Source organism: Winogradskyella sp., from assembly GCF_965656915.1.
In the GTDB taxonomy this organism is placed as follows: Bacteria; Bacteroidota; Bacteroidia; order Flavobacteriales; family Flavobacteriaceae; genus Winogradskyella.
In genome coordinates this window covers 1-21768 of the sequence record NZ_CBFHMI010000029.1, presented here as the reverse complement: position 1 = coordinate 21768, position 21768 = coordinate 1, and the positions used below count along the sequence as shown (strand labels likewise).

Below are 21768 nucleotides of genomic sequence, written 5' to 3'. Positions count from 1 at the left end.
GAGAAGACATGGGTTTACTTATTTCATTATTACAAGAGGTAAATATTGATGAAAAAATCAAAGAAGCACCAGATAACAGCTACAGCATTGGCGTTTTCATTGGCACAATACTTCCTTTTGTTATCTTAGTGATTATTGCATACACGATTTACAGATATAATAAAAACAGATTTAAAGACGAATAGAATGGATATTCTCAATTTTTTAGGTGGAAACGGCTTATTTCTTATACTAGGCATTGTACTTATTGTTGTCTATTTCTATAATCGAAATAAAAGACGATAATGAGCAACATACGTATTACAAAACAGTTCTCTTTTGAAACAGGACACGCACTTTATGGTTATGATGGAAAGTGTAAAAATGTGCATGGTCATAGTTACCGTTTAGATGTCACGGTCATCGGAACACCAATTTCAGACACTACCAATGTAAAATATGGAATGGTCATCGATTTTAGTGATTTAAAAAAAATTGTGAAAGAAGAAATCGTTAATGTTTTTGACCACGCCACCGTATTTAATAAAAATACACCTCATGTAGAATTGGCGAAGGAATTAGAAAATAGAGGCCACAATGTACTCTTAGTAGATTACCAGCCAACCAGTGAAATGATGGTTATTGATTTTGCTAAGAAAATTAAGCAACGCTTACCTAATAATATAAAATTGCATTCTTTAAAACTGCAAGAAACCGCCACTAGCTTTGCAGAGTGGTTTGCAAGAGATAATGAATAAGAGTCATCACATAGAAATTGCTGAAGGAAAGAAAATCTACTTTGCCTCCGATAATCATCTTGGAGCACCAACTATGGAAGATTCAAAACCTCGTGAGAAAAAGTTTGTAGCCTGGTTAGATGAAATCAAAGAGGATGCAGCAGCAATTTTTCTGCTTGGCGACTTATTTGATTTTTGGTTTGAATATAAAACTGTTATTCCAAAAGGCTTTACACGTACTTTAGGGAAATTAGCTGAAATCAGCGATTCAGGTATTCCAATTCACTATTTTGTAGGCAACCACGATTTATGGATGAATGGTTATTTTGAAGAAGAACTCGGTATTCCTGTATATCATAAGCCACAGGAATTTAAATTGGGTGGTACAGATTTTTTTATTGGACATGGTGATGGTTTAGGTCCTGGTGATAAAGGTTATAAACGCATGAAAAAAGTGTTTATAAGTCCTTTTTTTAAATGGCTGTTTAAATGGGGACACCCAGATATTGGTATGCGTATCGCTCAATACTTCTCTGTAAAAAACAAGTTAATTTCTGGTGATGATGACGCGACCTTTTTAGGAGAAGACAATGAATGGTTAGCCATTTACAGTAAGCAAAAACTTGAAGAAAAACACCGCGATTATTTTGTGTTTGGACATAGACATTTACCTCTCGAAATTCAACTCAATGAAACATCAAAATACATTAATCTAGGCGATTGGATACAGTACTTTACGTATGGTGTTTTTGATGGAAAAACATTTGAATTAAAGACTTATTAGGTCTTCACTTCATCATAATGATCTCTTACATCTTTTTGTAAATCTAGATCACGTAGAGGTTGATTTTTCGCTCCAATAACAGCTACAATAATTAGGGTTGCTGTACCTCCAAGTACAACAGCTAATGGTGCTCCAAAAATTCGAGCTGCGATACCGCTTTCTACAGCACCTAACTCATTAGACGATCCTACGAACATGGAATTTACAGCACCCACACGACCCCTCATATCATCTGGTGTTTTAAGCTGAAGTATGGTTTGGCGTACAACCATAGAGACACCATCAAAAACACCTGCAAAAAATAAGGCTAAAACACTAAGCCACATGAATTTTGAAGCTCCGAAAACAATCATACAAATTCCAAAACCAAAAACCGAAACGAGTAACTTTTTACCAGTCCTTTTAGTTATAGGAATATATGTTGTTGCCAACATGGTAATGATACTTCCTGATGATAACGCCGCATTTAAAATACCAAAACCCTTTGGTCCAGCATCTAATACATCTTTAGCAAAGACAGCAAAAATGGCAACAGCACCACCTAGCAAAACGGCAATCATATCTAAAGTTAAGGCACCCAAAATGACTTTATCATTAAACACAAATCGTATACCTGCTTTGAGACTTTCTTTCACTGATTCATTGATTGCCTTATTTAAAATCGGTTTTTTACTGATTTGAAACACTAAAACCAGTGCTATCATTACCAATAAAAATATAATACCTAGCGTGTAGTGAACCCCTATCCAAGCAATTAAAAATCCACCACACAGCGCACCAAAAACTGTAGCTCCTTTCCATGTGCTACTGCTCCATGTTGCTGCATTTGGATATACTTTTTTAGGCACCAAAAGTGCAATTAGCGAAAAAATTGTTGGTCCGAAAAATGCTCTTAAAACACCACCAAAAAATACCAAGGCGTAAATACTGATTAAGATTGAATTGCTTTCCCAAGCGGTTTCGACGTATAATGAGGTCAACCAAAACAACCCAAAACTTATTAATGAAAATAAAGCGATACATAACATAAAAAGATTTCGCTTTTCTTTTCTATCAACGATATGGCCTGCAAAAGGTGCTAAAAAAAATGCTGGTAAAAATTCACAAAGCCCAATGATAGCAAGACTTAATTCATTATTCGTCATGGAATACACCTGCCATTCAATAACCACAAATTGCATAGACCAGCCAAAAACCAGAGCAAAACGTAACCATAAAAAGATATTGAATTCTTTAAACCTGAGCGCTTCGTATGGGTCGTTTTTTGCCAAGCGTTATGGTTTTATATCTTTTAACTTCAACTGTAAAGTCACATTACCATTCCAATGATTTTCATCAATGGCATAAGCAGCAGAGAATTGCCTTTTATTTTTTATGAGGTCTATTTTATCGCCCAAACCAAAACCAATACATACTATTTTATCGTTAAACGATTGTGTAGCTGTTAAACGTAAATGCTTATCATCTTCACCAACACATTTTCCCCAACCGGTATCTTTTAAGCCTTGAGTCATAAAGGTTGGCGCTAAGTTTTGAGGCCCAAATGGAGCGAACTGTTTTAGAATTCTAAGTAGTTTGTTATCAACTTGACTTAGCTCTATTTCTAAATCGACTTTAAGTTCTGGAGTTAATAATTTTGGGTCGATAGTGTCTTTTACTACACTTTCAAACTTTGCTTTAAAAGCCTCATAATTTTCAGGTCGTAAAGTTAAGCCCGCAGCATATTTGTGGCCACCAAATTGTTCAATATATTCGGAACAAGCTTCCAAAGCATTATACACATCAAACCCAGAGACGGAGCGTGCAGAAGCTGCGAGTTTATCTCCACTTTTGGTAAAAACCAAGGTTGGTCTGTAATAGGTTTCTATTAAACGGGATGCCACAATACCGATGACTCCCTTATGCCAATCTTCACGATATACAACCGTGGTGAACCCTTCTTTTTCGTTGTTTTCTTCAATTTGAAATAAAGCTTCTTCCGTAATTCGTTTATCCGTTTCTCGACGGTCTGTATTAAACTGATCAATATCTACAGCATATTCAGCTGCTAAATTAAAATCGGTTTCGGTTAAAAGTGTCACGGCATGATTACCATGTTTCATTCGTCCAGCGGCATTAATTCGAGGAGCAATAATAAAAACCACATCTGAAACCGTCAACTCCTCTTTTTTAACTTCAGCGATAATAGCTTTCATACCAGGTCTTGGCTGTGAATTAATAACTTGTAATCCAAAATAAGCTAAGGCTCTATTTTCTCCTACAATAGGTACAATATCTGCTCCAATTGCAGTGGCTACCAAATCTAAATATTCAACTAAATCTTCAACGGTTTTCCCTTGGTTTGAGGCTAGTGCTGTTATCAGTTTAAAGCCAACACCACAACCACATAATTCCTTAAACGGGTACTCACAATCGTCTCGTTTCGGGTCTAAAACAGCAACAGCCTCTGGAAGTTTGTCTCCTGGTCTATGGTGATCGCAAATAATAAAATCGATGTCTTTTTCTTTGGCATAAGCGACTTTATCAATGGCCTTTATACCACAATCTAAAGCTATGATTAATGAAAACCCATTATCATCGGCGAAGTCAATACCCTTAAATGAAATGCCATAGCCCTCATCATATCGATCAGGAATATAAGTGGCAACCGAATCAATTCTGGTTTTTAAATACGACGACATTAAAGCTACAGAAGTTGTGCCGTCTACGTCATAATCTCCATAAACTAAAATGTTTTCATTATTTTCAATTGCGCTCTCAATTCTAGAGACTGCTAAATCCATATCTTTCATTAAGAATGGATTGTGTAAATCTTCAAAGCTTGGTCTAAAGAATGTTTTAGCTACTTCATAAGTATCAATACCACGTTGCAGCAATAAGGTTGCTACAATATCATCAACTTGAAGTGCTTTTTTTAAGGCTTCAACTTTTGGAGCTTCGGGTTTTGGCTTGAGTGTCCAACGCATATAGAACTAAATATTTCGTTTGGTACCGATATGATAAACAATATTTGTTTTTACATCTGCAAAACGTCTAAACATTTCCATTACACCACAATATTTTTCAACTGATAGATCAACTGCGCGTTCACACTTTTTCATATTTAAATCTGGACCATAAAAATGATAGTCCACTTCTACAACATGATAATATCTTGGGTGTTCATCTGTGAGTTCACCAGAAACTTCAACTTTAAAATCACTGATTTCTTCCTTCATTTTATCTAAAGTAGAAATGACGTCTAATGCTGTACAACCAGCCAAAGATGATAACATCATGGCTTTAGGCGATAGTCCAAAACGTTCGTCTTGTCCTTCAATATCTGTATCCATTATTACAGTTTTTCCGCTTGGATTATCCGATTCAAAAGTTAATCCACCTTGCCAATGTGTAACGATTTTATCAGCCATTTTCTTTTAGTTTAATTGTTAGAACTCCTATCTTGTACATTCAAAAATACGACTTAAATAAAACAAATATGGCATTAGTAACTCCGTTATCTCCTGAGCACGATTTAGAAACTAAAAAATTGGCAGAATTCTTTAATGAAACGCTTGGGTTTTGTCCTAATTCAGTTTTAACGATGCAACGCAGACCAGCCATAAGTAAAGCGTTTATCAACTTGAATAAAGCTGTAATGGCTAATGAGGGTCGTGTCAATTCGGCTTTAAAGCGTATGATTGCTTGGGTAAGCAGTAACTCCACAGGGTGTCGTTATTGCCAGGCACATGCCATAAGAGCTGCAGAACGTTATGGTGCAGAACAAGAACAACTCGATAATATTTGGGAGTATAGAACACATCCAGCCTTTTCCGAGGCAGAACGTGCAGCTTTAGACTTTAGTTTAGCGGCAAGCCAAGTCCCAAATGCTGTAAATGCAGATATTAAAAAACGTCTATATGAACATTGGGACGAAGGTGAAATTGTAGAAATGCTAGGTGTAATCTCTTTGTTTGGCTACCTCAACCGTTGGAATGATTCTATGGGAACTTCTATTGAAGAAGGTGCTGTAGAAAGCGGAAATAAATATTTAGGAAAACATGGTTATGAGGTTGGGAAACATGATGGGTCTGTTTATTAAAATAAATAATTCTACTTTTTAATATTTACCCTAAATGGTTTCATCAGTGAAACAAATAAAGTGAGAACTCACCAGTAATGGTGGGGTATTTTAGTTATTGAATTTTACTGTCCTTATTTTTACTTTGAACTATTAGTAGATTGTAAACCATATTACAGTAACTAGTAAACAACTGATTTACTTTAGCTTAAAATATTAACGATATGAACTTTTGGGAATCTTTAATTCTTATATTCATTTCTCACATCATAATTCAGATAGGGCTCCTAATTAGGAAAAATATAGGTGAGACAAACAAACGTAAGAGAATTTATAAACTTAAAGGACTTGAAAATAATAAAATCAATGCCATAGGTGATTATGAAAAGAAATCATCTTTTTAGAACTAATTTAAAAAGAAAAATAATGATTCATGATTTAGTATATGATCCATTCGCTGGTTCAGGTAGTTTTTTTACACCATCAATAATTCTTCAATCTTTTCCTGCAACTCTCCCACAACCAATTCCTCAAACCAAGGATTTTTACTTCTCCAAAAACGGTTAGTTGGTGATGGATGCGGAATCGGAAAATACTTTGGTAGATACGTTTTATAATTACCTACGCGCTCCGTTAATGATTTTTTATCTTTTAAATAATAGTGTTGTGAATAGGCGCCAATTAAAATAATCAATTCTACACTTTCCATTTTATCTAATAGTTGATTGTGCCATTGAGGTGCACACTCTGGTCGTGGTGGTAAATCTCCTGTTTTTGCTTTTCCCGGATAACAAAATCCAATAGGTAGAATGGCAAAATTCTCAGCGTTGTAAAATTGGTCTTCATCAACTCCTAACCATTCTCTTAATTTTCTTCCACTAGGATCATCCCATGCCTTATTTTTTTGATGTGCAATTCTACCAGGTGCCTGGCTTAATAATATAATTTTAGAGTTTTTGTGCGTACTCACTATAGGATTTGGACCTAACGGAAGGTGTGACTTGCAAATGGTGCAATTACTAATTTCATTTAAGAGATTTTTCACATCAACCTTAATGTCATTCTACTTTTTTACCAGCAACCACAATTACTAGCTCGCCTTTTGGTGGTTTATTAGTGTAATGCTCTAAAACTTCTTTAGCTGTACCTCTAACCGTTTCTTCGTAGAGTTTAGTTAATTCTCTCGATACAGATACTAATCTATCTTCACCAAAATACTCGCAGAAATGCCCTAGGGTTTTTATGAGTTTATGTGGGCTTTCATAAAAAATCATGGTTCTTTTTTCTTCTGCTAGCAGTAACAATCGCGTTTGACGCCCTTTCTTTACGGGTAAAAACCCTTCAAATACAAACTTGTCATTTGGTAAGCCACTATTGACTAATGCAGGTACAAAAGCTGTAGCTCCAGGTAAGCATTCTACGTCAATATTGTGCTCAACACATGCCCTTACCAATAGAAATCCTGGGTCTGAAATTGCTGGTGTACCAGCATCGCTAATTACTGCAATGCATAATCCTGATTTTAGTTTTTCAATTAAGCCATTTACTATTTTATGCTCATTATGCATATGATGGCTTTGCATCTGGGTAGTGATGTCATAATGCTTTAATAGCTTTCCTGAGGTTCTGGTATCTTCAGCTAAAATTAAATCGACATCCTTTAAAATATCGATAGCTCTAAAGGTGATATCCTTTAAATTTCCTATTGGTGTTGGTACGAGGTAGAGTTTACTCATTAATTACTTAAAATTTGACCCGAAAAATATTATACAGATGTTTTAAGTTCACACATTGAGGTCCTTTAGGTATCAGGTTACTAGGCCAAGTATTTAATTGAATTTACTTTCAACAATTTCAATAAAACGCTCTTCATATTCTTCCTTGCCTTCCCAGTAATTGTGATCTGGTTTCACCATTTCTAGAATAAGTTTTCGTGCTTCAGTTAAAGAAGGAGCCGTATTAACCTGGGAAATCACACGATCATAATCTTCATTTTTGCCTTCGAACAAGTGCTTTATAAACGCCAACTTATCATTTAAATCTATTTGAAGACTTTTACCTTTTAATTTATCATTAAGAGATTTCTTTTCAGCTTCACGCTTCTTTGCCTCTTCTAAAGGTTCAAATTCTGGTATTTCAGCAAAATCAGAACTTATGTTTTCAAACTCTACTGTTTTCGGAGTGTCATTAGGTAATGTCTTTTCTAAAATAGCATCAACCTGTTGGGTCTCTTCCGGCATTTGCGCAACCATGTCCTTGATCTTTTCCATAACAGGTTCCATAATACCATCATCTTCTCTCTCATCTAAATTGATGTAGGTTTTGTTACCAACCTCTATGTTATCGCTAATCTTATTATTGAAAGCCGTATCTAACATATCAAAAAACGAAGAGTCATTACCAATTGTAGGCATGTTATCTTCAAAATTCTCTTGCGCAAATTTTAAAACCGTCAATTTTTCGTATAGCTTAGAAACTTCTTGGTGCATTCTATCTACATCTTCTCTTCCTTTCAGTTTTAGAATCCTGTGCGCTATGCTAACTAATTCTGATTCTAATTTCTTTTTCATTTTTACTTTTGATATTTAATAAATTTGCGTGACCTTTATACAAACGAATAATTACTACGTTTTAGTGCTAAAATTACGAAATGTTTCTCGAAAATACAGTAAATCATAAAGAACAATTTGGGTGGATAGAAGTGATTTGTGGATCGATGTTCTCTGGAAAGACCGAGGAATTGATTCGTAGATTGAAACGTGCCAAATTTGCGAGACAGAAGGTTGAAATTTTTAAACCTGCTGTTGATGTACGTTATGATGACGACATGGTAGTGTCTCATGATGACAACGAAATTCGTTCTACACCTGTACCTGCTGCTGCTAACATTCCTATTTTGGCAGATGATTGTGATGTCGTTGGCATAGATGAAGCTCAGTTTTTTGACGATGAAATCGTAAGAGTTTGCAATGACTTGGCCAATAAAGGCATTCGGGTTATTGTTGCGGGCTTAGATATGGATTTTAAAGGCAATCCTTTTGGACCAATGCCTTATCTAATGGCAACAGCAGAATATGTAACTAAGGTACATGCTATTTGCACTAAAACAGGAAATTTAGCTCAGTATAGCTACAGAAAGGCCAAGAGCGACGACTTGGTATTACTTGGTGAAGTAGATGAATACGAACCTCTTAGTAGAGCTGCATATTACAAAAGTATGTTGAGAGACAAAGTAAGGCAGGTGAAGGTAAATGAAGCAGAAGAGATCAATTCTAAAGAAAAAAAATCTGATGCCAAAAGCTAAAGAAACCATTCTCGAGATTGATTTAGGAGCGCTTACCCATAACTACAAATACCTAAAATCAAAGCTTCAACCCGGAACAAAATTTTTAGCTGTAGTAAAGGCTTTCGCTTATGGAAGTGATTCTGTAGAAATTGCAAAGCATCTTGAAGCACTCAAAGTAGATTATTTTGCAGTTGCCTATACCAAAGAAGGTGTCATTTTAAGAGATGCTGGTATCACAACACCAATTCTAGTATTACATCCTCAACCTGTAAATTTTAAAACTATTCTTGACAGGTGCTTAGAGCCAAGTATTTACAGCCCAAAAATCTTGCGTGAATTTATTGAAATTGCAGAGGCTCATTCTCAAAAAAATTATCCGGTTCATATAAAATTCAATACAGGATTAAACAGATTAGGGTTCTGGGAAAATGATATTGATTTCATAATAGAACAATTAAAACATACCCAGAGTATAGTGGCCAAATCTTTGTTTTCGCATTTGGCTGCCAGTGAAGATTTAAGCGAAATAGACTTTACCAAAAAGCAAATCCAAACATTCACAAACATTGCGTTGGAATTTGAACATAAAATTAGCTATAGGCCGTGGTTACATTTATGTAATACTTCTGGTGTTTTAAATTTTCCTAAAGCTCATTTTAATATGGTCCGTTGTGGTATTGGACTATATGGTTTTGGTAATTCTGCGCTTGAAGATTCAAATCTAAAACCTATAGCGAGTTTAAAATCTGTTATTTCCCAAATCCATAACATAGAGAAAGATGAAAGTGTAGGCTACAACAGAGCCTACAAATCTAAAGGAATTGAAAAGATCGCAACGATACCAATTGGTCATGCCGATGGTATTAGCCGTATTTATGGTAATGAAAATACTTATGTTATTATTAATGGTAGTGAAGCACCAATTATAGGGAATGTTTGCATGGACATGATAATGGTTAATATTACTGGTATATACTGTAAGGAAGGTGATGAGGTCATTGTCTTTGATTTCAAAAATAAAGCATCTGATTTTGCAGAATCCGCAAATACCATTTCTTATGAAATCTTAACCGCTATCTCACAGCGTGTGAGGCGTTTATTTATAAAATAGAAGCTTAATTTAACATTTTGTGACTTTTTTATCTATTTTAGTGTCTCACTAACATATTAACCAACTATTTAAAAACACTAAATTATGTTAAAAGAATTTAAGGAATTTGCAATGAAGGGTAACCTTGTAGACATTGCTGTTGGTTTCGTATTGGGTGCTGCTTTCAAAGAAGTAGTAACTGCATTCACAGGCGGAATTATTTCTCCATTAATCGGACTAATATTAGACTCGGACTTTAAAGCACTTAAATACAAATTAAAGGATGGTGAATTAAACGATGCAGGAGAAATGGTAGGAGAAGTATTCTTAGAATATGGTACATTTTTAACTAATGTTATCGACTTTATTATTGTCGCATTCGTTATGTTCTTAGTAGTAAAAGGGGTTAACAATATGAAGAAGAAAGAAAAACCAGCGCCAGAAGAACCTGCAGGACCCTCTGAAATCGAATTATTAACTGAAATCAGAGATTCTTTAAAGAAATAATTTTTAGCTTTACCGCTATACTACTTTTAGTAATTAAACCCAGGCCTATTGGTCTGGGTTCTTTTTTTAAAATAGCTATTTTTCATCTTTATTTTTATGACTTTTTTATTATAAAATTGACATAAATACTTAATGAAATACTCTAATTTTGAAAATTAAAATTTTGTGATATGAAAATTGCGGTTGTAGGTGCTACAGGCTTAGTAGGGAACGTTATGCTAAAAGTTTTAGAGGAACGTAATTTCCCTATGGATGAATTATTATTAGTTGCTTCAGAACGTTCTGTTGGGAAGAAAATAGAATATAAAGGAAAGCAAAACGAGATAATAAGTATTCCTACTGCTATTGAAAAACGTCCTGATATCGCGCTATTTTCTGCAGGTGGTAATACATCCTTAGAATGGGCTACAAAATTTGCAGAAGCAGGTACTACAGTGATTGATAATTCTTCAGCATGGCGAATGGATTCATCTAAGAAATTAATAGTACCAGAAATTAATGCAAATAAACTTTCAAAAGATGATAAAATAATTGCAAACCCAAACTGTTCGACTATTCAAATGGTTATGGTATTGGCACCGCTTCATAGAAAATATAACATTAAAAGAATTGTTGTATCTACCTATCAATCAGTGTCGGGTACTGGTGTTAAAGCCGTTGAGCAGATGGAAAATGAAATGGCTGGTATTAAAGGAGAAATGGCATATCACTATCCTATTCATAGAAATGCAATTCCACATTGCGATGTTTTCGAAGAGAATGGTTATACCAAAGAAGAAATGAAGCTGGTTCGTGAAACACAAAAAATATTAGATGATAAATCAATTGCAGTAACGGCAACAGCGGTTAGAATTCCTACAGCAGGTGGACATAGTGAGTCTGTTAATGTAGAGTTTGAAAATGACTTTAATTTAAGTGATATAAGGCAATTATTGAATGATACAGAAGGTGTTACAGTACAAGACAATTTGGACGTTAATGTATATCCTATGCCAATCTATGCAAACGGTAAAGATGACGTTTTTGTGGGTCGTATAAGACGAGATGGCTCTCAACCAAACACACTTAATCTTTGGATAGTGAGTGATAATCTTAGAAAAGGAGCCGCAACAAATACCGTTCAAATCGCAGAATATTTAATTAAAAATGAATTAATCTAATAGTAATCTTCTCACTTTATTGGAATCTTTTCACCATAACAGTAAATTTGTGTAGTTCAACTAATTAATTAAATTGTTTTATACACTTGTAGCTATATTAGTCGTCCCAATTTACTATAAGTGTTAAAAAATTATTTTTATATCGTATTCTTATTTGCCCTTATCTTGTCATGTTCTAATGACGATGGGTATTCTAATGCCAATGATACACCGCAGGTTTCACCGGTTGTTTTTAATTTAGAGGCAGTTCCTTATCAAACCCTTTCTGAGTATAATTTTTTCGATGGAGACTTAAAAAATTTAAATCCTGTATATGGTGTATTACCATATGATATGATAACACCACTCTTTTCAGAGTATGCTAAGAAAAAACGCTTTGTTTGGATGCCAGTTGGCGTAAATGCAAATTATGTCTCTGACTATGAGATTATTAATTTTCCTATTGGAACAATTTTAATAAAAAACTTTTATTACGATAATATACTCCCAAATAATACAACCAAAATTATTGAGACAAGACTCCAAATTAAAAAAGAAGAGGGTTGGGTTTTTGCTAATTATGTATGGAATGACGACCAATCCGAAGCTACTTTTGATTTAAACGGCAGCTATCAATCCATTGATTTCATTGCCAATGGCGAAACAAAAAGTGTAAACTATCAGGTGCCAGCGGCATCACAGTGTTTAACATGTCATAAAACAGATGATGCAGATCCTATGCCAATTGGTGTAAAACCTAACAGTCTTAACAAGGCGATTGCATATGCTAATGAAACAAAAAATCAACTACAAAAATGGGTTGAATTTGGGTATTTATCTGATAATGTACCTAATACTATCGAATCTGTGGTAGATTGGGAAGACGAAAGTAAATCTCTAGAATTAAGAGCACGCTCTTATTTAGATATAAATTGCGCCCACTGTCATGCAGATAATAGACATTGTGATTATAGACCCGTAAGATTTGCATTTAACGAAACAGTAGATTTAGTAAATACTGGTGTGTGCGTAGATGCTGATGATGTATTTGATCCTGCATTGACAAAAATCATTGATCCTGGAAATTCTGAAAGGTCGGTATTGTCATTTAGAATTAAATCAGTAGAACAGTCAACAAGAATGCCTTTATTGGCAAGAACAATACAACATAAAGAAGGAATTGAACTCATCGACGCATGGATTAATTCTTTAACAAATTGTGATTAAATAATAAGCTATAATGAAAAAAATATTACTATCCGTATTTAGTCTTTTGTCGCTAATCAGCCTAGAAGCACAGACTTATAATTCTTGTACGGACACAGATGCAGGTACTGCAATTGTTGCTGATGTAGTATATACTGTTGGTACGATAGACGGAGATATGCCACCAATTTTTTGTAAAGGAACGGCAGATGGGGTAGACGGTGGAGAGTGGGTGAAATATGTTCCTGATGATGATTATGAAGTTACTGTAAGCTCCGATTTAACTCAAAATGGTGATAAAGATACACGTGTACAGATTTTTACTGGTAATTGCGTCGCTGCTACTTACACTTGTGTAGGAGGTGACGATGATTCGGGTGAATATAGCGGAACAAATGGAAATTCATATCTCTCAGTTGCCGTTTTTGAAGCTGTAGCAGGTGAGACATATTATATTGTGTGGGACGATAAGTGGACTAATAGTAGTGATTTTGATTTTATTTTAACCGAAGGAGATCCTGCTCCACCACCACCACCGACACCGGTAACTTTTACTCAACAATCAATAAATGCTACAGGATCTTATGATCAGGCAATTGTTGATATGAATGGTGATTTTTTAGATGATGTTGTAAGTGTTAACCATATTGACGTTTCTTATCCTGATGGAGTGAGAACTGAAACTCCAAACCCTTATGTAAATATACACTATCAATTACCTGGTGGAGGTTTTAATGATGTTACAATCCCTACAACTTTGCCATCTTATGCACCTTTTTGGAGTATTGCTGCTGGTGATATTAATGCAGATGGTTACAATGATTTACTATATGGTGATGGTAATGGAGTTAGTTTTATGATAGCAAATTCAAATGGTACCGCTTATAATGAATTTTCTATTAATGAATATGTATTTTCTCAGCGCTCTAATTTTGTAGATATCAATAATGATGGTTTTTTAGATGCCTTTGTGTGCCATGATGTAGATGAAAGTTTAACTTACTTAAATCAAGGTCCATCAAACAATTATGCCTTAGTATCTAGCAATACTAATGGATTGGGAGGATTTCCAAACGGTGGAAATTATGCATCTATTTGGGTGGACTATGATAACGACAGAGATATTGACATGTTTATGGCAAAGTGCGGAGGGTCTATAGCTAGAAGAACTAATGAGTTATACCAAAATAATGGAGACGGTACCTATACCGAAGTAGGTGTGGCCGCTAATATGGCAGATCCAATTCAAACATGGTCTGCTGCATGGGGAGATTTTGATAATGATGGTGATATGGATGCCTATGTTGGTTCTAGTGACTTTGACGACCCCAATACTATGATGGAAAATAATGGTGATGGTACATTTACCAATGTGACAATAGGTGCAGGTGTAGATACTGCCGCTAAAGGATATGAAAATATTGCCGCCGATTTTGATAACGACGGAAATTTAGACATCTTCACAAATGGTAACATGTTATTCGGAAATGGAGACTTAACATTTTCTTACAACCCAAATTTATCATTACCAAACTCGGCCTATGGTGGGTCTATTGGAGATTTAAATAATGACGGCTTTCTAGACATGTTTGGTAGTAACAATCTTTATTTAAATAATGGTAATACCAATAATTGGATAAAAATAGTTACTGAAGGTATGGCACACAGTGCTTCAAATCGAAGTAACAGAAATGGTATTGGTGCAAGAGTAGAGATTAGCACTCCATCTGGAGTTCAAATAAGAGATGTGCGAAGTGGTGAAGGATTTAGATACATGCATACCATGAATACACACTTTGGAATTGGTACAGATACATCGATAAATTATATTAGAATATACTGGCCATCTGGTGTTGTTGACAATATTAATAATCCAACAATAAATTCAACAGTTATCGTTCAAGAAGGTCAAAGTTTAAATTTAAATGATACTCTTGTAGATGATTTAATCGCTTATCCAAATCCAACTACAGGCATCATTAATATTAATACAACCTACGGATTTGAGTCTGCAATTTATACTGTTTTTGATATCGCAGGTAGACGTGTACTTAATGGTAAATTCACAGATAATACTATCGATGTTACTAATATAACAGCAGGAAATTATATTCTACGAATAATGAATGACGGTCTTATAAAAACACAAAAATTCATTAAGAAATAATACTTCATCGTAATAAAATAAAGCTCTTGCGTATAGTAAGGGCTTTTTTCTTTAATTTTATAATTACTTATTGTAAATAATTTAATTATGAAAAAAATACTTCTATCTGCATTCTTATTAAGTATTCTAATAGCTTGTAAAAATGAAAAATCTAACGTGGAACCAATTCAAGTAAATTACCCTGAAACCAATAAAGTTGATACCATTGACACTTATTTTGGAGAAGAAGTAAAAGACCCTTATCGTTGGCTAGAGGACGATAAAAGTGAAGAAACCGAAGCATGGGTTAAGTCTCAGAACGAAGTTACTTTCGGATATTTAGACAATATACCTTATAGAGAAGAGTTAAAAGAGCGTTTGTCAAAATTATGGAATTACGAAAAAATAGGACCACCATTTGTTGAAGGTGATTATACTTATTTTTCTAAAAATGATGGCTTACAAAACCAATACGTTATTTACCGCTATAAAACAGGTGAAAATCCTGATACAGCAGAAGTGTTTTTAGACCCAAATACGTTTAAAGAAGATGGTACGATTTCACTTGGCGGATTGAGCTTTTCTAAAAATGGTGAAATTGCTGCATATTCAATTTCAGAAGGTGGTAGTGACTGGAGAAAAATATTGATTATGGATGCCATTACTAAAGAAATAGTCGAGGACACATTGGTTGATATTAAATTTAGTGGCATGTCATGGTATAAAAACGAAGGTTTTTATTACTCCAGCTACGATAAACCTAAAGGAAGTGAACTTTCGGCAAAAACAGACCAACACAAAGTATATTATCACAAATTAGGTACAAGCCAATCTGAGGATAAGCTTGTGTATGGCGGAACACCAGAAGAGAAACATAGATATATTTATGGTAACGTTACAGAAGATGATCGCTACCTGATTATTACACCCAGAGTATCCACATCTGGTAATAAATTATATATAAAAGACCTCACTGTACCTAATGCACCACTTGTAGAGATATTAGGTCATACAGATTCAGATTCTAATATTATAGAAAACGTGGGCAGCAAGTTATTTATAATGACCAATCTGAATGCTCCAAATCAAAAAATAGTAACTGTAGATGCTTCAAATCCGACACCTGAAAATTGGGAAGAGTTTATTCCTGAAACAGAAAATGTATTAAGTCCATCCACTGGAGGAGGTTATTTCTTTGCAAGTTATATGGTAGATGCTGTATCTAAAGTATTGCAATATGATTTTGACGGTAATTTAGTAAGAGAGGTGGAATTACCTGATGTAGGTAGCGCTAATGGTTTTGGTGCTAAAAAAGAGGAAGAGGAACTGTATTATTCTTTTACTAATTATGTAACTCCAGGAAGTATTTATAAGTACGACATTAAAAATGGGGCATCAGAATTATACAGAAAACCAAGTATAGATTTTAATCCGGAAGATTACGAGAGTAATCAAGTTTTTTATACGTCAAAAGACGGCACTAAAGTCCCAATGATTATTACGCATAAGAAAGGCTTAGAATTAAACGGTAAAAACCCAACTATTTTATATGGTTATGGCGGATTCAATATATCCTTAACGCCAAGCTTTAGTATTGCTAATGCGGTTTGGATGGAACAAGGAGGAATTTATGCAGTACCTAATCTACGTGGTGGTGGAGAGTATGGTAAAAAATGGCACAACGCAGGCACAAAAATGCAAAAGCAAAATGTTTTTGATGACTTCATTGCGGCAGCAGAATATCTTATAGAACATAATTATACGTCTTCAGACTATTTAGCAATTAGAGGTGGTTCTAATGGTGGTTTACTAGTCGGAGCTACAATGACACAACGACCAGATTTAATGAAAGTGGCATTACCTGCAGTTGGGGTTTTAGACATGCTACGTTACCATACATTTACAGCTGGGGCAGGTTGGGCTTATGATTATGGAACAGCAGAAGACAGTAAAGAAATGTTTGACTATCTAAAGGGCTATTCTCCAGTACATAATGTTAAAGAAAGTGTGGAATATCCTGCTACTTTAATTACTACGGGAGACCATGACGATAGAGTTGTACCTGCACATAGTTTTAAATTTGCCGCAGAATTACAAAGTAAACAGGCAGGCAATAACCCAACTTTAATTCGTATAGAAACAGATGCTGGGCATGGAGCAGGAACACCTGTCTCAAAAATTTTAGAACAGTATTCTGATATTTTTGGTTTTACACTTTATAATATGGGCTTTGAAGTATTGCCTAGTAAAATCAATAAAAAAGTAAAAGGCTAAGCCTTCTAATAATTTGAAACTTAACCAACTCAATAGCATTGTTAATAATAACAATATCAAAGTAATTTTCACAGATTACTATGATACTTTGGTGCACAGAACTGTACATCCTAATTACGTATTGCGACTATGGGCTAAAATTGTTATTTCTGAACTTGGCTTAAATACTGATATAGATACCCTTTATTTTATTAGACAAGAATCTGTAAATTATCTAAAAGACAAGTACAATTGTGAGGATGTAGAGCTTTCGTATAAACTGCTGAAAAACGAAATTTGTAAAAGATTGTTAAACGCAGATATTATATCGCCACAAATAAAACAAATCTTCTTAGATGTGTTTGAACTAGCAGATATAAAGTCAGAAAGGTCAGTACAATATGTAAATGAGGATACGGTAAGTGTTTTAAAAGATTTTAAATCAAAAGGTGGTAAGGTGTATTTAGTTTCAGATTTTTATGGCCCTCGATCTATGTTCGAGGTACTTCTTAAACATCATAATATCTTTAATCTTTTTGATGGCATCTACAGTTCGTCCACTTTAGGAAAAAGCAAATATAAAGGGACAATTTTTCCAGAGATTTTATCCAATTTAAATCTAAAATCATCAGATGTGATAATGATTGGTGATAATGAGATTAGTGATTTAAAACGTGCTGAAGAAAATGGGTTAAAAGCCTATTTAATGCCACATAAACATCATTTACGGCGCAATAAAAGAAACAACCTGGGCAACGACTATAAAAAGCTTCGTTCAGTTTTAAAGAAAATATACCAAGAATGCAACACCAAAGATGCACAACCGTTTAGTGAATACATTATTTTTTATCATTTTTTCACCGAAAGACTATACAATAAATGTAGACAAAAGAATATTAAAGATTTATTTTTTCTCTCAAGAGAGGGACAGTTTTTAAAAAAACTATTTGATTCATATCAAGATTATGTGTGTTTAAATGAAGAACATAAAATAAAAACACATTATTTAAGAATTTCAAGACAAGCTTCTATTCAGTTTTCATTGCAGCCCATAGAAAGCGAAACGTTTGATTATTTAAGACACTATCACCACACCCTTTCGGTTAATGAATTTTTGAAATTTTTCTCATTTACGGAGACTCAAATGAGTTCCATAACCGTTGCTATAAACATTAATGCGAATAACAGAATTGAAGACTTTTTCGATTCAGATGTTTTTAAAAATCTAAAATCAGATAATCAATTTGTAAAATATTATGAATCACATAGATTATCTCAACAAGAAGCATTTAATGAATATGTCAATTCTTTTAAAGTCAACATTAAAGAAGACGGCATCTTTTTAGTTGATATTGGTTGGGGAGGCACTATGCAAGAGTCTATCTATAAATTTTACGAAAAAAACGTAAAGGTTACAGGGTTTTATGTTGGCTTAAGAGAAATTTATAACATTACTGAAAATACTCCACGCGAAGGTCTGCTATTTTCAATTTTACCATATGAGAATTACACAGATTCAATAGTTATGGCGAATACACAATTATATGAACAGTTTGCAGCAGCAGATCATGGTAGTGCCTTAAGCTACAGTAAGGACGCAGAAAATTATACCAGGCAATTTCATGAACCAAATGAAAAATGGCTATATGAGAATTTTATACAAGCGCATCAGGATTTTTCGATTGTTCAACACCAAAAACTACTCACAGCTCTTGAAACTATTTGCTATAACGAGCAAATGGTAGATAAGCAGATTTCTAGTTTATCTCTTAAAGTCGGCTTACTTCAGTCAACCAAAAAACTCAATTATTTAGAAAATTTAAACAAAGGGTTTTATCAAAATATCGGAGATAACAAAGTTGGCATATCATATGAGATCCCAGAAAACAGAGGTTTGATTAAAGAAGCAATAGGTTTTCTCTTAAAGCCAGAGCGATATTTTAGGTATATGGTTAAATTGAGACCTTATGTCTATGCAAAAAGTAAATTCATCAATTATATTTTACCCATGCGACCAATATACTGGTACTATAAATTGAACAAACATGCCAGATATAAGGTTTTAGATAAACTTATTGTCCTTAAATATAATTTCATGAAATAATCTAATAGATTTTAGAGCTATATATAGTTAATAATCAGCAAAAAAGCTGTTTTTTCAATTGATTTTATTAGATTTACTAAATTATTTGAACTTATTCCTTGCAAATTCTCCAAATCTAAGCAATGTCTAAGTGTTTTTTTTCTCATGAAAACAAAGATTTTTAGATCTATTTTTTTGGTTTTAGGACTAATTATTGTGTCGTGCTCAAGTGACGATACTATGACTCCTGTAAGCATAAAAACTAATCCAGACAATATTGTAATTGCTCAAAACTCTGAAGTAGATATATTCATGTTTTTAAATGATGAAAATATTCCTTCTCAAGGTCAGTTTTCTATTTCAAACCCGAGCAAAGGCATTGTAACAATTCAAGATTCTAGTACTCCAGATGATTTAGCTGATGATTTTCTTATCTACACAGCCAATAATAATGATGTAGGATTAGATACATTTCAATATACCATTTGCGATAATAATGGTGATTGTAAAACAGAAACAATTTCTGTAGAAATTACATCATCATCTATTGTAAATTTTTTCACTGGCGATACACCTTTTGAAACACTCTCTGCATACAATTTTTTTGAAGGAAATTTAAAAGAATTAAATCCAACATTTGGAGTTATTCCTTATGATTTAATGTCACCTTTATTTACAGATTATGCGTACAAAAAACGTTTTATTTGGATGCCAAATGGCGTTAAAGCGACGTATGTTAATGATTATTCGCCTTTAGATTTCCCTACTGGCAGTGTACTTATAAAAAGCTTTTTCTATGAAAATGTATTACCAAATAACGACACAAAAATTATAGAAACGCGCATAATGTATAAGAAAGAAGATGGTTGGGATTTTGCAAAATATGTTTGGAATGATGAACAGACCGAAGCTTATTTTGATAATAACGGAAGTAATTTAAATTTAAGTTGGTTAGAAGATGGAGATACAAAAACGGTAAACTATCGAATACCTTCTCGTGGTGAATGCTTTACATGTCATAATAAATTTGAAACTCCCCTGCCAATAGGACCAAAGCCACAAAACTTAAATAGGGATTATAATTACGCAACAGGTGCTTCAAATCAATTGAGCAAATTAATTGAAATAGGTTATTTAGAAAATAGTTTACCAGAATCAATACAAACAACTGTTAAGTGGGATGATGAAAATGAATCCTTAGAAATGCGAGTAAGATCATACTTAGATATAAATTGTGCACACTGCCATTCAGATAATAGCTATTGCGAATATAGATCAATGCGATTTGGATTTCGGGATAGTGCAGAGTCTGATAATTTAGGAGTTTGTATTGAACCAGAAACACAATTTATACCAAATTCAAATATAGTACAACCTAATAACATAGAACTTTCTATTCTTTATTATAGAATAAATACAACCGACGAATCTTTTAGAATGCCATTGTTCGGAAGAACATTGAAACACGAAGAGGGAGTTCGACTTGTAGAAGAATGGATTGCATCATTAAATAATTGTGATTAAAATTAATTAATATGAAAAAAATTACTTTTCTAATACTACTAATATTTAGCTTTATAGGCTATGCACAAGTATTGAATCAACCTGCTAACTGGCCAAATGCGTCCTGGACAATAACAGGAACTTATGACACTAATCCAAACGTATTTACTGACAACCCAACATTATCTAGTAACTTTTCGTTTGATGATGATGAGCCAGGATCTACTTCTGATAATGACGTTGCCGCAGAATCTCCTATTATAAATTTAACTGCAGCATTCAATGCTGGTGAATTTGGGATAGAATTAACCTCTACTTATGTTCTTAATACCTATGAAAATGAAACAATTACAATTCAATATTGGGATGCTGATTCTAACAACTGGGTGAATTGGAGTAATTCTTTTAACGATAATACACCTAATGCACCTAACGTAAATTTTTGCGCAGGGCCTAGTGCTTCATTTAATAGTGGAACATTAAATATTACAGCATTTTCTGCAAATCAATTAGCTAATTTTAGATATAGAATATACTACGAGGATAATGGTTCTTGGGGCTGGGGATTTTGCTTCAATTCACCTACAATTTCGTCGGGTGCAGCACCAACGTGCCCAACGGTTTCTAATCTCTTTGTAAACAACATTACTACTAATACTGCAAATGTTTATTGGACACCAAATGGCACTGAAACACTTTGGGAAATAGCTATTCAGCCAGCTGGAACAGGAATACCTACTAGCGGTACACTTACAATAAACACCGCTCCGCACTCAGCAACAGGACTTACAATAGATACGGCATATGAAATTTATGTTAGAGCACGTTGTGCTGCTAGTGACTACAGTTCTTGGGCTGGGCCAATTAATTTTTCCACATCACCACCGTCTAGAATTAATTTCAGTCAAGTTGATATATCGTTATCAGGATATGACATGGCAGTTGTAGATATGAATGGAGATTTCTTAGACGATATTGTTGGTGTATCTGCATCA

20 protein-coding genes are annotated in these 21768 nt (G+C 34.1%); 14 read left to right on the top strand and 6 right to left on the bottom strand.

Features of this window, described 5'->3' with window-relative positions:
* Positions 1 to 8: 8 nt before the first annotated feature.
* The 3 genes from ACTG3Y_RS08675 (at position 9) to ACTG3Y_RS08665 (ending at position 1500) form a co-directional block, all read left to right on the top strand.
* Positions 9 to 185 (top strand): hypothetical protein, encoded by a 177-nt coding sequence (locus tag ACTG3Y_RS08675; RefSeq protein ID WP_439152531.1) that lies wholly within the window; start codon positions 9 to 11, stop codon positions 183 to 185.
* 99 nt (positions 186 to 284) lie between these two features.
* Entirely contained in the window at positions 285 to 737 is a 453-nt protein-coding gene (locus ACTG3Y_RS08670) for a 6-pyruvoyl trahydropterin synthase family protein (RefSeq protein WP_439152530.1), read from the top strand.
* Positions 738 to 747: 10 nt separating this feature from the next.
* Positions 748 to 1500, top strand: a complete 753-nt coding sequence (locus ACTG3Y_RS08665; protein ID WP_439152537.1) for a UDP-2,3-diacylglucosamine diphosphatase — start codon at positions 748 to 750, stop codon at positions 1498 to 1500.
* Here ACTG3Y_RS08665 and ACTG3Y_RS08660 read toward each other — a convergent pair.
* From ACTG3Y_RS08660 to ACTG3Y_RS08650, 3 genes are read right to left on the bottom strand one after another with little or no spacing between them, the layout of a single operon-like run.
* Positions 1497 to 2771 carry an MFS transporter gene (locus tag ACTG3Y_RS08660; protein WP_439152529.1) on the bottom strand — a complete coding sequence of 425 codons (1275 nt, stop codon included), beginning with the start codon at positions 2769 to 2771 and terminating at the stop codon, positions 1497 to 1499. The two genes, ACTG3Y_RS08665 and ACTG3Y_RS08660, sit on opposite strands and share 4 nt — an antisense overlap.
* 3 nt (positions 2772 to 2774) lie before the next feature.
* Positions 2775 to 4466: a single-stranded-DNA-specific exonuclease RecJ gene (recJ, locus tag ACTG3Y_RS08655; protein WP_439152528.1), complete on the bottom strand. Its 1692-nt coding sequence runs from the start codon at positions 4464 to 4466 to the stop codon at positions 2775 to 2777.
* Between the two features lie 6 nt (positions 4467 to 4472).
* On the bottom strand, positions 4473 to 4910 hold the full coding sequence (locus tag ACTG3Y_RS08650) for an OsmC family protein (protein ID WP_439152527.1): 438 nt from the start codon (positions 4908 to 4910) through the stop codon (positions 4473 to 4475).
* A gap of 68 nt (positions 4911 to 4978) precedes the next feature.
* Between ACTG3Y_RS08650 and ACTG3Y_RS08645 the strand changes: the two genes are divergently transcribed.
* A complete protein-coding gene (locus ACTG3Y_RS08645) occupies positions 4979 to 5581 on the top strand; it encodes a carboxymuconolactone decarboxylase family protein (protein WP_439152526.1) in 603 nt (200 codons plus the stop codon).
* A gap of 454 nt (positions 5582 to 6035) precedes the next feature.
* Here ACTG3Y_RS08645 and ACTG3Y_RS08640 read toward each other — a convergent pair whose 3' ends face one another.
* The 3 genes from ACTG3Y_RS08640 to ACTG3Y_RS08630 all read right to left on the bottom strand — a co-directional run bounded on the left by ACTG3Y_RS08640 (position 6036) and on the right by ACTG3Y_RS08630 (position 8130).
* A complete protein-coding gene (locus tag ACTG3Y_RS08640) occupies positions 6036 to 6605 on the bottom strand; it encodes a uracil-DNA glycosylase family protein (RefSeq protein ID WP_439152525.1) in 570 nt (189 codons plus the stop codon).
* Positions 6606 to 6618: 13 nt separating this feature from the next.
* The gene (gene rsmI, locus ACTG3Y_RS08635; protein WP_439152524.1) at positions 6619 to 7296 is read right to left on the bottom strand and encodes a 16S rRNA (cytidine(1402)-2'-O)-methyltransferase; all 678 of its coding nucleotides are present in this window, start codon (positions 7294 to 7296) and stop codon (positions 6619 to 6621) included.
* Positions 7297 to 7389: 93 nt separating this feature from the next.
* Positions 7390 to 8130, bottom strand: coding sequence for a hypothetical protein (locus tag ACTG3Y_RS08630; RefSeq protein WP_439152523.1), 741 nt, complete (start codon positions 8128 to 8130; stop codon positions 7390 to 7392).
* Between the two features lie 80 nt (positions 8131 to 8210).
* On the opposite strand from ACTG3Y_RS08630, the gene ACTG3Y_RS08625 reads away from it, so the two are divergent.
* The 10 genes from ACTG3Y_RS08625 to ACTG3Y_RS08580 all read left to right on the top strand — a co-directional run.
* Entirely contained in the window at positions 8211 to 8864 is a 654-nt protein-coding gene (locus tag ACTG3Y_RS08625) for a thymidine kinase (RefSeq protein ID WP_439152522.1), read from the top strand.
* On the top strand, positions 8851 to 9957 hold the full coding sequence (gene alr, locus ACTG3Y_RS08620) for an alanine racemase (RefSeq protein ID WP_439152521.1): 1107 nt from the start codon (positions 8851 to 8853) through the stop codon (positions 9955 to 9957). The genes ACTG3Y_RS08625 and alr overlap by 14 nt, the downstream gene beginning before the upstream one ends.
* 84 nt (positions 9958 to 10041) lie before the next feature.
* A complete protein-coding gene (gene mscL, locus ACTG3Y_RS08615) occupies positions 10042 to 10443 on the top strand; it encodes a large-conductance mechanosensitive channel protein MscL (protein WP_439152520.1) in 402 nt (133 codons plus the stop codon).
* A gap of 170 nt (positions 10444 to 10613) precedes the next feature.
* A complete protein-coding gene (locus ACTG3Y_RS08610) occupies positions 10614 to 11603 on the top strand; it encodes an aspartate-semialdehyde dehydrogenase (protein WP_439152519.1) in 990 nt (329 codons plus the stop codon).
* Positions 11604 to 11723: 120 nt separating this feature from the next.
* Positions 11724 to 12809 (top strand): hypothetical protein, encoded by a 1086-nt coding sequence (locus ACTG3Y_RS08605; RefSeq protein ID WP_439152518.1) that lies wholly within the window; start codon positions 11724 to 11726, stop codon positions 12807 to 12809.
* A gap of 13 nt (positions 12810 to 12822) precedes the next feature.
* Positions 12823 to 14955: an FG-GAP-like repeat-containing protein gene (locus ACTG3Y_RS08600; protein WP_439152517.1), complete on the top strand. Its 2133-nt coding sequence runs from the start codon at positions 12823 to 12825 to the stop codon at positions 14953 to 14955.
* Between the two features lie 87 nt (positions 14956 to 15042).
* Positions 15043 to 17208: a prolyl oligopeptidase family serine peptidase gene (locus ACTG3Y_RS08595; protein ID WP_439152516.1), complete on the top strand. Its 2166-nt coding sequence runs from the start codon at positions 15043 to 15045 to the stop codon at positions 17206 to 17208.
* A gap of 13 nt (positions 17209 to 17221) precedes the next feature.
* On the top strand, positions 17222 to 19291 hold the full coding sequence (locus tag ACTG3Y_RS08590) for an HAD family hydrolase (protein WP_439152515.1): 2070 nt from the start codon (positions 17222 to 17224) through the stop codon (positions 19289 to 19291).
* Positions 19292 to 19435: 144 nt separating this feature from the next.
* The gene (locus tag ACTG3Y_RS08585; RefSeq protein ID WP_439152514.1) at positions 19436 to 20794 is read left to right on the top strand and encodes an Ig-like domain-containing protein; all 1359 of its coding nucleotides are present in this window, start codon (positions 19436 to 19438) and stop codon (positions 20792 to 20794) included.
* A gap of 11 nt (positions 20795 to 20805) precedes the next feature.
* On the top strand, positions 20806 to 21768 hold a 963-nt coding region (locus tag ACTG3Y_RS08580; RefSeq protein ID WP_439152513.1), incomplete at its 3' end, for a fibronectin type III domain-containing protein.

Bases quoted from the DNA above. Each gene is read 5' to 3' on its own strand.
- ACTG3Y_RS08625 (WP_439152522.1), top strand. From the start codon at position 8,211: ATGTTTCTCGAAAATACAGTAAATCATAAAGAACAATTTGGGTGGATA.
- ACTG3Y_RS08585 (WP_439152514.1), top strand. From the start codon at position 19,436: ATGAAAACAAAGATTTTTAGATCTATTTTTTTGGTTTTAGGACTAATT.
- ACTG3Y_RS08630 (WP_439152523.1), bottom strand. From the start codon at position 8,130: ATGAAAAAGAAATTAGAATCAGAATTAGTTAGCATAGCGCACAGGATT.
- ACTG3Y_RS08600 (WP_439152517.1), top strand. From the start codon at position 12,823: ATGAAAAAAATATTACTATCCGTATTTAGTCTTTTGTCGCTAATCAGC.
- mscL (WP_439152520.1), top strand. From the start codon at position 10,042: ATGTTAAAAGAATTTAAGGAATTTGCAATGAAGGGTAACCTTGTAGAC.
- ACTG3Y_RS08610 (WP_439152519.1), top strand. From the start codon at position 10,614: ATGAAAATTGCGGTTGTAGGTGCTACAGGCTTAGTAGGGAACGTTATG.
- ACTG3Y_RS08670 (WP_439152530.1), top strand. From the start codon at position 285: ATGAGCAACATACGTATTACAAAACAGTTCTCTTTTGAAACAGGACAC.
- rsmI (WP_439152524.1), bottom strand. From the start codon at position 7,296: ATGAGTAAACTCTACCTCGTACCAACACCAATAGGAAATTTAAAGGAT.
- ACTG3Y_RS08645 (WP_439152526.1), top strand. From the start codon at position 4,979: ATGGCATTAGTAACTCCGTTATCTCCTGAGCACGATTTAGAAACTAAA.
- ACTG3Y_RS08675 (WP_439152531.1), top strand. From the start codon at position 9: ATGGGTTTACTTATTTCATTATTACAAGAGGTAAATATTGATGAAAAA.
- ACTG3Y_RS08595 (WP_439152516.1), top strand. From the start codon at position 15,043: ATGAAAAAAATACTTCTATCTGCATTCTTATTAAGTATTCTAATAGCT.
- recJ (WP_439152528.1), bottom strand. From the start codon at position 4,466: ATGCGTTGGACACTCAAGCCAAAACCCGAAGCTCCAAAAGTTGAAGCC.
- ACTG3Y_RS08650 (WP_439152527.1), bottom strand. From the start codon at position 4,910: ATGGCTGATAAAATCGTTACACATTGGCAAGGTGGATTAACTTTTGAA.
- alr (WP_439152521.1), top strand. From the start codon at position 8,851: ATGCCAAAAGCTAAAGAAACCATTCTCGAGATTGATTTAGGAGCGCTT.